The following is a 12,956-nucleotide window of genomic DNA, read 5'->3' as shown; positions in this document are numbered from 1 at the left end:
CACCCGCATCAGCGGGTGTCGTATCCGTTGCGGCACGGGCATGGCAGCCCGGCGCATCAGCGGCGGGCGGCGACCTCGGCCGAGCGCACCTGGGCGGCGAGCTTGTCCAGCACGCCGTTCACGTACTTGTAGCCCTCGACACCGCCGAAGGTCTTGGTCAGTTCAACGGCTTCGTTGATGACGACCTTGTAGGGGATGTCGACGCAGTGCACCAGCTCGTAGCTGCCCACCAGCAGGGCGGCACGCTCCACTGGCGAGAGTTCGTCGACCTTGCGGTCCAGGAACGGCTCGAACGCGGCGGTCAGGCGGGCCTCTTCGCGCACGGCGCCGTTGAGCAGCGCGTCGAAGTGCTCGCGGTCGGCCTTGTTGAAGCCCTGGGCGTCATGCAGGTGGGCCTGGATTGCGCCGATGTCGTTGCGGTTCAGCAGCCACTGGTACAGACCCTGCAGGGCCAGTTCGCGCGAGCGGCGGCGCGCGCTCTTGGGCGGGGCCTTCGCTTCGGCGCGGGCGGCGGGCTTGGCGCCAGCCGCCGGCTTGCCGGTTTCAGGCGTATCACTCATCGTCGTCCTCGTCTTCATCGTCGCCGTCGTGGTCGCGCAGCGAATCCAGGGCGACGACCAGGTTGGCCATTTCCACGGCGGCACGGGCGCAGTCGCGGCCTTTTTCGCGCGTGCGGGCATGGGCCTGCTCATCAGTGTCGACGGTCAGGATGCCGTTGGCGATCGGCACGTTGAAATCCAGGCCGACACGGGTGATGCCCGCGCCGGACTCATTCGAGACCAGCTCGAAATGGTAGGTTTCGCCACGTACGACAGCGCCCAGCGCCACCAGTGCGTCGAACTGGCCGCTTTCGGCCATCTTCTGCAGTGCCAGCGGCACTTCCAGCGCGCCGGGGACGGTCACCACCAGGGTGTCTTCGCCTTCGACGCCGAGCTTTTCCAGTTCGGCCACGCAGGCTTCCAGCAGTTCGGCGCAGACCGGCTCGTTGAAGCGAGCCTGCACGATGCCGATACGCAGGCCTTCACCGTCGAGGTTGCTGGGGTAGAAGCCGTGATCCATTGTTCAGTTCTCCAGGGTTCGGGGGTGGCTGCCACGGCCATGCGTGGCAGCCAGGATATTCGGTCTCAGTCAACCTGCCCGTTCATGGGCTGGTAGCCGGTCACTTCCAGGTCGTAGCCGGTCATGCTGGGCATGCGCTGCCTGGCTGCCAGCACGCGCATCTTGCCCACGCCCACATCCTTCAGGATCTGCGCGCCCATGCCGTAGGTGCGCAGGTCCGGCTTGCGGCGCGGGCGGTTTTGCGGTTCGTCCAGCGCGGTGAACTGGGTGAACAGCTGTTCGGCCGAGTCGCCGCAGTTGAGCAGCACCATCACGCCGCTTTCAGCCTGGGCGATCGCCTCGAGGGCCGCCGGCATGCTCCACGAATGGGTGGTGCGCGACACCTCCAGCAGGTCGAGCACGGACAGCGGCTCGTGCACGCGCACCAGCGTTTCTTGCGTCGGCGTCGGCGTGCCCTTGACCAGCGCCAAGTGGGCGTGGCCGGTGGGCTTGTCGCGGTAGACGATGCTGTGGAAGGTACCGTACGGCGTTTCCATCGAGCGCTCGCCCACGCGCTCGACGATGCTTTCGGTACGGCTGCGGTAGTGGATCAGGTCGGCGATGGTGCCGATCTTCAGGTCGTGTTCCCGCGCGAACTCGATCAGGTCGGGCAGGCGCGCCATGGTGCCGTCGTCCTTCATGATCTCGCAGATCACGGCGGCAGGCGTCAGGCCGGCCAGTGCGCCAAGGTCGCAGCCGGCTTCGGTGTGGCCGGCGCGGATCAGCACGCCGCCGGGCTGGGCGGTCAGCGGGAAGATGTGTCCCGGCTGCACCAGGTCGGACGGCTTGGCGTCGCGGGCGACGGCGGCCTCCACGGTGCGGGCGCGGTCTGCCGCGGAAATGCCGGTCGTTACGCCCTCAGCGGCCTCGATCGAGACGGTGAAGTTGGTGCCGTGCTGGGTACCGTTGCGGCTGACCATCGGCTGCAGGTTCAGCTGGCGGCAGCGTTCGGCGGTCAGCGTCAGGCAGATCAGGCCGCGGCCATGTTTGGCCATGAAATTGATCGCCTCCGGCGTGACGAAATCGGCAGCCAGGACCAGGTCGCCTTCATTCTCGCGGTCCTCTTCATCCACGAGGATGACCATGCGGCCGGCACGGATGTCGGCAATGATGTCTTCGGTACGGGCGATTGTCATGGCTGCTGGGCGGCAAAAAGGGGCGGAAAGGCGGCCAGCTGGCGGGCGGCCGCTTATACACAATGCGGTGGATCGCTGCGGAGTGTGCGTCGGGCCGGCCATGGGGTGACGGCCGGGAGCTCGCATCGTCAAACCGGATATTGTACGCCAAGGCAGGCAATGCGGGAGCGTGCCCATGCCTGGTGGCCGGACAGCCGGGCCCCGCGCGGCGCTAGAGGCACCGCGCGGGAAAACCAACGGTTCCGCTTCAGTGGCGGGCGGCTTGCCGCGGATCGTGGACGATTACGCCACACCATCCCATGCCAGGGTAGGTTTCGTAGCCCGGCGTGCGGGCGAAGGCGACCAGCCGGCCGGCATTGTCCGTGTAGAAGCCTGACGGGGCATTGCCGTCCTGCAGCGGGAACACTTCATCCAGTACGCCGGCACCGTCCGAGGCGGCGATCACGCGGCGCCCGGAATCAAGCAGCAGGCAACGGGTACCGCGCCATTCTTCCTGGGACAGCCGCACGTTCTTCACCACCGCGGCCGCCTGCGGCGCCCAGTCAAAGAAAATGGCCAGCACGCCGACCGGCTCGCCATCGGCCTTGCCGTCGGCGCGGATGGCGGTGGCATAGGTTGCCACTTCGGACTGGTTCAGGAAGCGCGACACGGCAACGTCGTGCGCGATGTAGTCCTGGCCCGACGCCGTGCCCATGGCGCGGCGGAACCAGTCGACGCCGGAAACCATGCGCCCGGCCAGGCTGCCGTAGGTGCCCGGGCGGCCATTGGCCAGCACGCGGCCGTGCGCATCAATGACCCACAGGTCCAGGTAGACCGTATAGCTGTCCAGGATGACGCCGAGCCGCTTGCTGGCCCAGGCGGAGGCGGCGGTATCAGCCTGCGCCGCGGCGGCGACGATGGCCGCATCGGTGGCCCACCAGCGCACATCGCAGGAACGCTCGTACAGGTTGCGGTCGATCAGTTCGATCATGTTCAGCGCCATGTCGGCGAAGCGCTGGCCCTGGTGGTCGCGCATCTGCCGGATCATGGCGTCGCCGAGTTGTGTGAGTTCGGCGATGGAGCCCGCAAGTTCGCTGGTGAGTTCCCCGGTGATGGCCGAGATGCGCTCCGATACCTGCTTGACCTGGCTGGCCACTACGCTGAAGCCGCGTCCGGCATCGCCAGCGCGCGCGGCTTCGATCAGCGCGTTCAGCGCCAGGAATTTTGTCTCGCGGTTGATTTCCGCAATGCCCGAGATCTTCCGGTCTGCGACGCGGCCGACATGATGGGACAGTTCAACGATGCGATCCGCGCTTGCCAATTCTCTTTCCTCCCTTGCTCATTGTTCTTGCGGACGCCTGTGGTGGTGGGTGTGACGTCCAGGCTTGTTGCGATCTGAGCAAGACTTGTGCCAATAATTGTGCACTTTCTGGTGCAGGTTGACGTTGCTGTGCGCTATAGGGAGCGTGGCGGGCTATAGTCTGTTTTGCCGGCCGCGCCATTTGCTGCATGAGCCACGCGTGCCGACGCCAGTCGAACAAGCAAGAAGAAGGCGGAGAACGACAATGAAAGCACTCGCGGCAGCATTGATCCTTGGCATGAGCATGCCGGCCGGCGCACAGGAGGGCGGCGGGCTGGAGGAATCCGTCACGACCGTGGCCTTGCCCGGCGGCTCGGACCTGAGCGTGGTGGTGAGCAAGCAGCCCGCCAGCAAGCCGGCGGTGGCCGCGCTGCTGTTCCCGGGATACCCGGGCGTGCTGCGCGTGCAGAACGATGCCGGCAAGCCGTCCTTCCAGTTGCGCGGCAATTTCCTGGTGCGTGCGCGCCGGCACCTGGTCAGCGACAAGATGCTGACGGTCATGGTCGACTGCCCCAGGGCGCGCTGGGAAAGCTGTGACGATGCCTACCGGACCTCAGACCAGTACGCGCAGGACATCGGCGCGGTCATCGACAAGGTCAAGGCGGACTATGGCGTGAGCAAGGTGTACGTGGTCGGCACCAGCTACGGCACCGTGTCCAGCGCGTTCCTGGCGCTGAAGCTCGGCGGCCGCATCGATGGCGCCGTGCATACGGCCACGTTCACCGACCCGCGGACGGGCCGTCAGGCCCATGGCACGCCGATGCGCGATTTCAACTGGGGCGCGGTGACGGTGGACCAGCTTTTCGTCCACCACAAGGACGACCCCTGTCCGCTGACCCAGTACCGCAGCATCGTTGCCCGCAAAGGCAACGCGCCGCTCGTTACCGTACAGGGCAGCAAGGGCGCGCGCGGCGAGCCATGCGACGCGTTCTCGGCGCATGGCTTTGTCGGGCGCGAGCGGCCGGTGATGCTGGCGATTTCCGACTGGATCCTGTCGCGCAAGGTGCAGGAGACCGTCGGGGCGGATAACAGTGAAGACTAGACGCAGAAAGGGGCGCTGAGCGCCCCCGCGTGCAACCTTACCGTTCCGACGCAGACGCCGACAGCATCCGCTCCACATACCGCGCAATCAGGTCGATCTCAAGGTTCACGCGGCTGCCGGGCTTGAGTTCCTGCAGCGTGGTGACTTCCACCGTGTGCGGAATCAGGTTGATCGAGAACACGCAGCCATCGGCCTCGTCGCTGACACGGTTGACGGTCAGCGACACGCCGTTGACCACGACTGAACCCTTGTATGCCAGATATCGGCCCAGTTCGCGCGGGGCACGCACACGCAGTTCGTGCGATTCGCCCACCGGCGCAAAGTGCACGACTTCGCCCAGTCCGTCGACGTGGCCCGAGACCAGGTGCCCGCCGAGCCGGTCTGCCAGCCGCAGTGCCTTTTCCAGGTTGACGCGGCCGGCGCGTTCCAGCCCGACGGTCTTGTCCAGCGATTCGCGGGAGACTTCGACGTCGAAGCTGTCGGCAGTCATGGCGATCACCGTCATGCACGCGCCCTGGATGGCGATGCTGTCGCCGATGGCCACGTCCGTGAGATCCAGCCCGCCGGCTGCGACGTGCAGGCGCACGCCGGCGTTATCGGCGTTATCGGCGGCGCCGAGCGGGGTGACGGTCTCGATGCGGCCCACGGCCGCCACAATGCCAGTAAACATGATGCGTTCTCGAAAGTTCGGAGTCTGGTAACCGGCGCGGCAGCCGCGCCGTCGGTAAATGTCAGATGTCAGATCGGGGTCAGGCGTCGTTGCGGCGCGCGATCAGGCGCAGGTCCTCGCCGATCTGGCGCACATCGTGCCAGCGGAATGTCGCCGCATCCTGCAGCCGGGACAGCGGCGGCAGGTTGAACATGCCCTGCGCGTCGCCGAGCAGCCTGGGGGCCAGGTAGATCAGCAGTTCGTCGGCGCAATGCTCGCGGATCAGCGAGCCATTGAGCTTGAAGCCGGCCTCGACATGCAGTTCGTTGATGCCGCGCCGGCCCAGTTCTTCCAGCATCTGGCGCAATTCGACCTTGCCGTGCGGGTTCGGCAACACCACTACCTCGGCGCCGCGGGCCTCGAGCGCGTGGCGTCGTTCACGGTCGTCCACCGCGCAGAACACCAGCACCGGCTTGGCAAAATCGCCACTGTCAGGCGTCAGGATGCGTGCATCCAGCGACACTTCCAGGCGAGAGTCCACCAGCACGCGCTGCGGCTGGCGTGGCGTCGGGATGGCGCGCACGGTCATCTGCGGATTGTCGTCGCGTACCGTGCCGATGCCGGTCAGGATGGCGCAGGCGCGCGCGCGCCAGGCATGGCCATCGTCCCGCGCGGCCTGCCCCGTGATCCACTGGCTGGTGCCGTCGTGCAGGGCCGTGCCGCCGTCCATCGATGCCGCCACCTTGACCCGCACCCACGGCAACCCGCGCGTCATGCGCGACACGAAGCCGATGTTCAGGTCGCGGGCTTCCTTTTCCAGCAGGCCGCAGCGCACGTCGATGCCGGCGTCGCGCAGCCGCTGCAGGCCCCGGCCCGATACGGAGGGATTGGGGTCTTCCATTGCCGCCACCACGCAGGCGATACCGGCCCGCACCAGCGCCTCGGCGCAAGGGGGTGTGCGGCCGAAGTGGCTGCATGGCTCCAGCGTGACATAGGCCGTAGCGCCGGCCGGGTCGATGCCACGCGACTGCGCATCCTTCAGTGCCTGGATCTCGGCGTGGTCCTGGCCGGCCGGCTGGGTGAAGCCCTGGCCGATGATCTCTCCATGCTTGCTCAGCACGCAGCCGACGCGTGGGTTGGGGGTGGTGGTGAACATGCCTCGCGCGGCAAGCGCGAGCGCTTGCTGCATGGCGGCGTGGTCGGAATCGGAAAACATTTTGCCGGTGACTCTTGCCCGCTGGGCGTTTGGTGTGCGTGCCGCTGTCAGGGCGGGGCGGGTTCGCCCGATGCCTCGCAGTCCTTGTCATGCCCGGGCGTGCAAAGACGGATGCGTCCTTGCGCTCCCATGCGAACCTGGCGCTGCTCGCCGCGGCAGCTGAGCGTGAAAGTGGCGGCCTGAAATCCGCCTTGCTCAGACCGAGAGTATCCCACAGCTGCGAAACGCAGGATGTTGCTGGCACGCGTGGTCTGGCGCAGGGCGACGGACAGGCATGGCGCATCGAGCTGGACCACCGACAGGACGATGGCTTCCTGTCCTGATCGCCGGAGCCCGTTCGTGGCCGCCAGCTGCCAGCCCTGATCCAGCGTGACGTTGCCGTCGAGCGGCTGCAAGGCGACTTCGACCCGCCGCGCCATGGCTGTGCTGCGTGCCAGCGCCAGCGAGGCAGCCAGCCGGTCCGCGGCAATCGTCACCTGCTGCCGAGCCATCAGCACATCGGCAGCGTGATAGGTAACCGCCCCAAGTACCGCGATGATCGACAGGCAAACCAGCAGTTCTGCCAGCGTGAAGCCATGTCGCCGATAAAGTGCCGATAGAGGCATATCAACAGTCGGGTTTCGATTGCGCTGCCTGCGTTGTGCCCGCCGGGAGATTCAGCCGTTGGCCTGTGCTGCGCAGGATGAGTACGCCGCAGCGGTGGTCCGGCACGACTGGCGTCGCCCGGACTTCGACACAGGCATCCAGGCCGGCCTGCGGGCATGCGGCGGCCGTGATGAGGTGGCGGGGATCGGCCCCGGGCGGCACTGGCCGGGGCCAGTTCCCTGCGGCGATGTCGCTGCCCGGCTGCAGCGCGAACGTCGTGGCCGCCATGGCATGCTGCTCAAGTTCCAGCATCGCCGCGACCAATTCCGCCCGTGCCTGCGTGCGCCAGCCGCGTGCAAGGTACTGATCCCATGCCGGTACGGCGAATGCGGCGAGGATCGCCAGCATGGCAATCGTGATCAACAGCTCGACAAGGCTGAACGCCCGTTGCGTCGAGGCAATGCGCTCTGCGGGATGTCGGGGCTTCACGGACTGTCCTGCTGAATGGGTGCCATGATCTCGCGCCAGCTGATGCGGCCGGTGCGGCGTGTCGCGACGGTTGTCGACAGCGGCCGGGCGGACGTCCGGTCCACGGACCACAGCGTGACCGTGTGAGCTTGTGCGCCACTGGCGCCCGCGGGCTGGTGCGGGGCCGGTCTTGGGGCACTGGTCAGGACGAAGCTACCTTCTGGCGCTGCGGCCTGTCCGGTCACGAAAGCCTGCAGCGGTGCGCCTTCATGGGCACGACCAGCGGATTCGCCGGTCGCCGCCAGCACAAGGTAGGCGCGCTGAGAGCCGTCGGCAGCGTGGGTCGTGAAGTGGAGGTACCCGGGAAACACTTCGCTCAGCGCGTCAAGCTGTTCCCCGGCATTTGGCAGCGTCAGGCGCCAGCCGGCCTGGGAAGCTGCGCTGCCTTGTCCTGGCATGGCGCGCAGCAGGAATCCTCCGTCGGCAGGCTCGGCCACGATGCGGGTCAGGGCTCCGCCCGGCCGGGAGGGAATGGCCGCGATTTCGCCGCCCTGACCGTACACGATGAGCGGTGAAGCGGAAGCGCCCAGCGGCAACGGCGGCTCTGCGTGATCCGGCCTGGCGGCTACCGGCAGCCTGTGCCGGCACGTCGGGGTTCCCGAAGTGGGAAGTCGCGTGGCATCGGCCAGCGGAAAGTGCCAGAGTTGGCCGCTATCGTCGGTGGCATAGATGGCCAGCGTCCTGCCTGTCATGTCGCTCAGGATGCTGACGCCGGTGAGCTCCGATGTCACGGGCGCGCCGGTGCAGTCGCGCTCGGGCAGCGGCCACGTCAGCACCGAACTGCCCGTGGACTTTTCCAGCGGTATCAGTGCCAGTCCCGGGCGGGACACTGCGCCATCAGCACGTCCTTCCTGCGTCGTGACGGCGAACCACTGAAGCCCTTCATCGCTGGCAAAGGCTGCGGCGCGAACCGGGCCACGGGCGGAAAGCGGCAGGGTAGCCGTTGCGGCCAATTCCCACAGGAGGCGGATTGGCGCGGGATCCGTCGGGTTGGTGATATCCAGCGCGAATACGCCGGGCGCGCTGTTGCCCTTGTCCATGGCGGGGATGCCACACAGCAGCACAGTGCGCCATTCCCGATGGATGACGACATCCGCGGCCTCCGGGCGTGGGCATGGTACGGGCGCGAGTGCGCCCTTCGGGTCGGACATGGCGGCTGCCTGCGGCAGCAAGGCCCGCGGCAGGTAGCCGACAAGCTCATTGCCGCTGACCGCGTTAAACCCGTGCAGCAACGCATCCGTGGTGCCAAGCCAGACCATATGCGGCCGCGTGCGATGGCGCTCCCGGAAGGCGGCGTGGCCGGCTTTGCCTGGTTGCCAGGCCGGCGGGGGAACCACAAGCACGCGCGTGCCACGGGCATTGGCCATGCGGGTCTCGCGCGGGCGCAAGGCGGTGTTGCTGCGATCACCGTGCAGCCACGCCAGCTTGTCCTGACCGGATACGCCGTCGCTCGTGCTCTGTGCCACCGCGTGCTGACTTGCCGCATCCAGTGCGGACCACTGTAGCGGGACCAGGCGCTCCGAATCCGTGCCTGCGGGTGCGATGGATGTGTAAAGGCGCCGGGAAGCCATCGAACTCGCATCAAGCGATGCGCCGGCTTCCCAGATCGCCGCGTGAGGTACCGCCCCCGGGGTTTGCGGTTGCAGACTCCATCCGAGCGCATACAGGCGTCCGGTCCAGGGGTAAGTGCCATTCCGGGGCAGGTACGCCAGTGGAAGATTGCCGGCGGGAACCTCCGCAACCGTGGCGGCCAACGCCGGCCAGGGCAGCGGCAGAAGCCAGGCGAGGGCGCAGGCCAGGACCCACACGATTGCGCCCTGCGGTCTCATGGCTGGATCACGCTCTGGACCACGGCCGTCGTATCCCGGCTCCGGCCGAAGCCGATTGCCGTGATGCGGAAGCGCGGCATGGCTGGCCGCACACCGTATCCGCCTGTGACCGCGGCGTCGCCGATCCACTCGGCAACATAGCGTGGCGGGATGGGCGTGCCGGCGATGCCTTGCTGCAGCATCGGCAGCGCATTGCCGGTGAACGTGCCGAACGGCACGCCGACGTCATCGGCGTGCCCCGTGCCTGACAGCCACGCCTGCCATATGGGCATGCCATCAGGAGCCGGAACGCAGATTCCGGCCTGCATGCCTTTGCCGCAAGTCCCGCTTGCCGGAAATGGATCGAGACGGTCTGGCGGGCCGCTGCCCGACGCCGCAGCCATCAGATCGGCTTCGCCGTCCAGCAGCGCCACTTCGGCAGCCCGGAAGGCGATTTCCCGGTCGAGTTGCAAGGTGGCGAGCTGACGGGTGGAAAGCAGGAACTGCAGCGTGGCGGCAGCAGTGAAAGCCGCGAGCAGCAACAGCGTCGCAGCGAACAGCAGCGTCGCGCCTCCATGCATCCGGCGGATGCGGGCCATGGGCGGGGCTAGCATAGTGTTTCCTGACAGTGTGGAGCGTTTCGCAGGCGGATGGTCGTGGCGAAGATCCGCCAGGTGTTCCGGCTATGGCCCGGCAGCCTGTCGATGACGTCGGCCATGGCATTGTCGACATGCGCATTGGCGGTGGTTGCCGGCATGCCCGCCGGGGTGGCGCCGCTCCGCTCCAGCCTGAGTGCCAGTGCTACCTGCACCGCCACTACGCGGCTCCATGCGTCGTCACCCATGGCGGTGACCTGATCCGCGCGCAGGAAGATGTCGGGTTGCCTGCCGCCGCGTCGATTGATGCCGTAGCGAACCTGCATCGACTCCACGCCGCGCACCATTGCGCCGGATGTCCAGCCACTGTCGTCGATGCGCCCGTTGCGTCGTGCCGGGTAGCGGCATAGCAACTGAGGTTCGCCATCGCTTGCGGTGGCCACGTAGACGAGATTTGCCGCAACGTAGCCCGCGTTGGCGGATGCCTCGGCGCCTTGCGCGGCAACGGCATAGCCGCTGCAGTCGATCATCGTCTGGTCGGGCATGCTGGCGTCGCGCGGCTGGCCGCTGCCGTTGAAGCGGACCAGCAGCGCGTCGCTGCCCGCGATACCAGGTTTGCCGCAGCCTGGTACGGCTGCCATGGACGGCTGGCCACAATCGTCCGCACCGCTTATCGCGGGCGGGGCTGCCTTGCCGGCCGGATCGGGAAGCCAGCCGCTTTGCCGGATCAGGATGGAGAGTACGTTCAGCGCACGCTGTCCGCGCTCCTCCAGCAGGGCCCGCTCCGCGGTGGCGAGATAGGCTGCGCGGCATAACAGGAACGCCGTGCCGGCGACGGCTGTGACCACAAGCCCCAGTGCGAGGCCGACCATCATCTCCGTCAGGGTGAAGCCGTTCGCTCGTGGATGGCGGCGATGGCCATTTGCAAGGCGCGATCTCATGGCTGCAACCACAGCGCGATGCCGAGCAACGTAGCCGATGACCCTGGCTCTCCGATCGCCAGTCTGGCAATGGCCAGCTTGCCGGCGCGCGGGCAGATGGACTGCCCCATATCCGGCAACGCGGGACAGCCTTCGGCCGAGACCGGAATGGATCGGTTCATGGGTGCCACCTCCAGCCCTGAGGTCTCCACGAATTCCCCGGCGGTTCGCATTGCCAGGGCGAGTTGTTCATGGCCACGCAGCCACCCCAGTCCAGTGGCCGCGAGGCTGGCCAGCGGAATCAAGCCAATGCTGACAACCAGCAGGGCACAGAGCGATTCGGCCAGGGCATGGCCGCGGGCGGCACGGCAACAGGGCGATGGAGTGCAAGGCAGCATGGCGTGTCCGCGGGGGTGACAGTGAGGCCGTCAACGTATCGTCGGTCGCGCTCCCGATTCGTGGGCAAACGTAGCGAGACTGGCAAATTTGGTTGCACGACGTCGCTGTTGCGAGGCTCCGACATTTGGGAAATGTCCTCTTGCCAAGTGCTATTGACATCTCATGGCGAATTCCCCCACCATGGCGGGGTATCGTCAGGGCCGCATTCTGGTAGACATTTTTGCAACATGCGTCTGCCAGCTTTGACCAGCCCACAGAATCACACAGAAATCAAAAGAACATATTCGGGTGGGTTGCAGTGCTGCTCCGCAGAGAGGGCCTGCCACCGCAACGGTTTTTACCGGGGGTCATATGAGCGGGGTCATCTTCAGGCATTACTTGAGGGCATTGCCGGTCGGCGTCCGGTTGCGCTGACATGGACTGCCTTTCGCGTACCCGGTTGGCCGGGGGCGGAGGGCGTTTGCCGCTTGCGGGCCGCGCGTACGGGGCCGGCGTTGGCGGCATGCGCGCCTTGCGCCCACGGACAATCCGGCTGCTTCGCGGCTTTACGCTGATCGAACTGATGGTAGTGGTGACGCTGGTCGCCATCACGATGTCGTTCGCCGTTCCCTCGTTCCAGGGATTCCTCGACCGCGCCCGCACCGATGCCGCGGCAGCCGAGCTTGCGGGGCTGCTGTCGCTCGCGCGCAGCGAAGCCATCCGGCGCAATGCGCCGGTGACGATTTGCCGCGCCACGGCTGCGAATTCCACGACCTGCGCGCAGGACGCGCTGGCGGACTGGTCGGGCCGCTGGATTCTTTTCCAGGATACGGACAATGACCAGGTGCGCGCGCCCGCCGAGGAGATCATCCGCGTTCACGAAGCGGTCAATGCCGGCCTGGCCGTGTCGCTCGCCGCGCCCGTGCGGTCGATTCAGATCACTTCTCGCGGCTACCTGTTCGCGGACAGTGCGCTGGCTTTCCAGGTCGCCGCTTCCAGCTCGGATCGCCGCAACCTGAATGTCTGCGTGTCCCGCGCGGGCCGTGTCGACCAGAGGACGGCAGCATGCGGCTGAACATGCGTCCCACCCGGCGCCAGTCCGGTGCCAGCCTGATCGAAGTGCTGATCACGCTGGTGCTAATCGCCATTGCCTTGCTCGGCATGCTGTCGTTGCAGTCCGCATCGTTGCGATACCGCGCGGGCGCCAGCGTCCGCTACAGCATCGTCGACGCCGCCACGGACCTTTCCGAACGCATTCGCGCCAATGCGTCGGGGCTTGGCGAGGGGAGCGATTTCAACGCGTACCTGGCCGCGTTGAGTGTGCAGCCGCCCGCGGCGCCCGCAAAAGATTGCAGCAAGGTCGTGTGCGACGGCAACGAGTATGCAGCCTGGGACGTCGCGCAATGGTGGACATTGTTGACGACGCAATTGCCGGGTGCTGGCGTGGCGTCCTGGACATCGCCGGACGTCAGCGCGGCTGCCGGGACCATTCCGGCCGGTTTCGTCAGCTATCGCCTGGAGCTGTACTGGAAGGATCCGTCGACATCCGATGTGTCGGTTGGCTGTTCGAAAGTAGCGACGGACTATTTCATCACGCTGCCTGGATTCGACGCCAGGGGGGTCACATGCGCCACCATTACCCTGCGGCCCTGAGACGGCGT

15 protein-coding genes are annotated in these 12,956 nt (G+C 66.8%); 3 read left to right on the top strand and 12 right to left on the bottom strand.

Translation table 11 applies throughout. The features are described from left to right. Nucleotides 1-56: 56 nt before the first annotated feature. The 4 genes from nusB to LDO29_RS14755 all read right to left on the bottom strand — a co-directional run bounded on the left by nusB (nt 57) and on the right by LDO29_RS14755 (nt 3,534). On the bottom strand, nt 57-560 hold the full coding sequence (gene nusB / locus LDO29_RS14770) for a transcription antitermination factor NusB (RefSeq protein ID WP_224080532.1): 504 nt from the start codon (nt 558-560) through the stop codon (nt 57-59). Continuing rightward, nucleotides 553-1,059, bottom strand: a complete 507-nt coding sequence (gene ribH, locus LDO29_RS14765; RefSeq protein WP_224080531.1) for a 6,7-dimethyl-8-ribityllumazine synthase — start codon at nt 1,057-1,059, stop codon at nt 553-555. The genes nusB and ribH overlap by 8 nt, the downstream gene beginning before the upstream one ends. 65 nt (nt 1,060-1,124) lie before the next feature. Further along, nucleotides 1,125-2,234 (bottom strand): bifunctional 3,4-dihydroxy-2-butanone-4-phosphate synthase/GTP cyclohydrolase II, encoded by a 1,110-nt coding sequence (gene ribBA / locus LDO29_RS14760; protein WP_224080530.1) that lies wholly within the window; start codon nt 2,232-2,234, stop codon nt 1,125-1,127. 247 nt (nt 2,235-2,481) lie between these two features. Next, on the bottom strand, nt 2,482-3,534 hold the full coding sequence (locus LDO29_RS14755; protein ID WP_224080529.1) for a methyl-accepting chemotaxis protein: 1,053 nt from the start codon (nt 3,532-3,534) through the stop codon (nt 2,482-2,484). Between the two features lie 244 nt (nt 3,535-3,778). Here LDO29_RS14755 and LDO29_RS14750 point away from each other — a divergent pair, with 244 nt between their 5' ends. Further along, complete coding sequence (locus tag LDO29_RS14750; protein WP_224080528.1) at nt 3,779-4,615, top strand: alpha/beta hydrolase family protein; 837 nt, start codon at nt 3,779-3,781, stop codon at nt 4,613-4,615. A 37-nt stretch (nt 4,616-4,652) separates the two neighbouring features. Here the strand turns inward: LDO29_RS14750 and LDO29_RS14745 are convergent, their stop codons facing one another. From LDO29_RS14745 to LDO29_RS14710, 8 genes are all read right to left on the bottom strand, one after another. Next, nucleotides 4,653-5,285 carry a riboflavin synthase gene (locus LDO29_RS14745; RefSeq protein ID WP_224080527.1) on the bottom strand — a complete coding sequence of 211 codons (633 nt, stop codon included), beginning with the start codon at nt 5,283-5,285 and terminating at the stop codon, nt 4,653-4,655. Between the two features lie 79 nt (nt 5,286-5,364). After that, a complete protein-coding gene (gene ribD / locus LDO29_RS14740; protein ID WP_224080526.1) occupies nt 5,365-6,480 on the bottom strand; it encodes a bifunctional diaminohydroxyphosphoribosylaminopyrimidine deaminase/5-amino-6-(5-phosphoribosylamino)uracil reductase RibD in 1,116 nt (371 codons plus the stop codon). Nucleotides 6,481-6,527: 47 nt separating this feature from the next. Then, complete coding sequence (locus LDO29_RS14735; protein ID WP_224080525.1) at nt 6,528-7,085, bottom strand: GspH/FimT family pseudopilin; 558 nt, start codon at nt 7,083-7,085, stop codon at nt 6,528-6,530. Between the two features lies 1 nt (nt 7,086). Further along, a complete protein-coding gene (locus tag LDO29_RS14730) occupies nt 7,087-7,554 on the bottom strand; it encodes a type IV pilin protein (RefSeq protein ID WP_396022671.1) in 468 nt (155 codons plus the stop codon). Further along, nucleotides 7,551-9,164: a pilus assembly protein gene (locus tag LDO29_RS14725; protein ID WP_224080524.1), complete on the bottom strand. Its 1,614-nt coding sequence runs from the start codon at nt 9,162-9,164 to the stop codon at nt 7,551-7,553. The genes LDO29_RS14730 and LDO29_RS14725 overlap by 4 nt, the downstream gene beginning before the upstream one ends. 254 nt (nt 9,165-9,418) lie before the next feature. After that, nucleotides 9,419-10,015: a pilus assembly PilX family protein gene (locus tag LDO29_RS14720; RefSeq protein WP_224080523.1), complete on the bottom strand. Its 597-nt coding sequence runs from the start codon at nt 10,013-10,015 to the stop codon at nt 9,419-9,421. Further along, nucleotides 10,009-10,938, bottom strand: coding sequence for a PilW family protein (locus LDO29_RS14715; protein WP_224080522.1), 930 nt, complete (start codon nt 10,936-10,938; stop codon nt 10,009-10,011). The genes LDO29_RS14720 and LDO29_RS14715 overlap by 7 nt, the downstream gene beginning before the upstream one ends. Beyond that, nucleotides 10,935-11,099 carry a hypothetical protein gene (locus LDO29_RS14710; RefSeq protein WP_224080521.1) on the bottom strand — a complete coding sequence of 55 codons (165 nt, stop codon included), beginning with the start codon at nt 11,097-11,099 and terminating at the stop codon, nt 10,935-10,937. Before LDO29_RS14710 ends, LDO29_RS14715 begins: the two co-directional genes overlap by 4 nt. A gap of 719 nt (nt 11,100-11,818) precedes the next feature. Between LDO29_RS14710 and LDO29_RS14705 the strand changes: the two genes are divergently transcribed. Together LDO29_RS14705 and pilV are read left to right on the top strand one after the other, a co-directional pair. Beyond that, nucleotides 11,819-12,370 carry a GspH/FimT family pseudopilin gene (locus LDO29_RS14705; RefSeq protein WP_224080520.1) on the top strand — a complete coding sequence of 184 codons (552 nt, stop codon included), beginning with the start codon at nt 11,819-11,821 and terminating at the stop codon, nt 12,368-12,370. Then, nucleotides 12,361-12,948 carry a type IV pilus modification protein PilV gene (gene pilV, locus LDO29_RS14700; protein ID WP_224080519.1) on the top strand — a complete coding sequence of 196 codons (588 nt, stop codon included), beginning with the start codon at nt 12,361-12,363 and terminating at the stop codon, nt 12,946-12,948. Before LDO29_RS14705 ends, pilV begins: the two co-directional genes overlap by 10 nt. The last annotated feature ends 8 nt before the right edge of the window (nt 12,949-12,956 follow it).

It is taken from the genome of Cupriavidus laharis, assembly GCF_914271435.1.
GTDB classification, from domain to species: domain Bacteria; phylum Pseudomonadota; class Gammaproteobacteria; order Burkholderiales; family Burkholderiaceae; genus Cupriavidus; species Cupriavidus laharis.
This window is presented reverse-complemented; position numbering and strand designations above follow the sequence as displayed.

Coding starts and splice junctions, on each gene's coding strand:
- nusB (WP_224080532.1), bottom strand. CDS start 560: ATGAGTGATACGCCTGAAACCGGCAAGCCGGCGGCTGGCGCCAAGCCC.
- ribH (WP_224080531.1), bottom strand. CDS start 1,059: ATGGATCACGGCTTCTACCCCAGCAACCTCGACGGTGAAGGCCTGCGT.
- ribBA (WP_224080530.1), bottom strand. CDS start 2,234: ATGACAATCGCCCGTACCGAAGACATCATTGCCGACATCCGTGCCGGC.
- LDO29_RS14750 (WP_224080528.1), top strand. CDS start 3,779: ATGAAAGCACTCGCGGCAGCATTGATCCTTGGCATGAGCATGCCGGCC.
- LDO29_RS14745 (WP_224080527.1), bottom strand. CDS start 5,285: ATGTTTACTGGCATTGTGGCGGCCGTGGGCCGCATCGAGACCGTCACC.
- ribD (WP_224080526.1), bottom strand. CDS start 6,480: ATGTTTTCCGATTCCGACCACGCCGCCATGCAGCAAGCGCTCGCGCTT.
- LDO29_RS14735 (WP_224080525.1), bottom strand. CDS start 7,085: ATGCCTCTATCGGCACTTTATCGGCGACATGGCTTCACGCTGGCAGAA.
- LDO29_RS14725 (WP_224080524.1), bottom strand. CDS start 9,164: ATGGCTTCCCGGCGCCTTTACACATCCATCGCACCCGCAGGCACGGAT.
- LDO29_RS14720 (WP_224080523.1), bottom strand. CDS start 10,015: ATGCTAGCCCCGCCCATGGCCCGCATCCGCCGGATGCATGGAGGCGCG.
- LDO29_RS14715 (WP_224080522.1), bottom strand. CDS start 10,938: ATGAGATCGCGCCTTGCAAATGGCCATCGCCGCCATCCACGAGCGAAC.
- LDO29_RS14710 (WP_224080521.1), bottom strand. CDS start 11,099: ATGAACCGATCCATTCCGGTCTCGGCCGAAGGCTGTCCCGCGTTGCCG.
- LDO29_RS14705 (WP_224080520.1), top strand. CDS start 11,819: ATGCGCGCCTTGCGCCCACGGACAATCCGGCTGCTTCGCGGCTTTACG.
- pilV (WP_224080519.1), top strand. CDS start 12,361: ATGCGGCTGAACATGCGTCCCACCCGGCGCCAGTCCGGTGCCAGCCTG.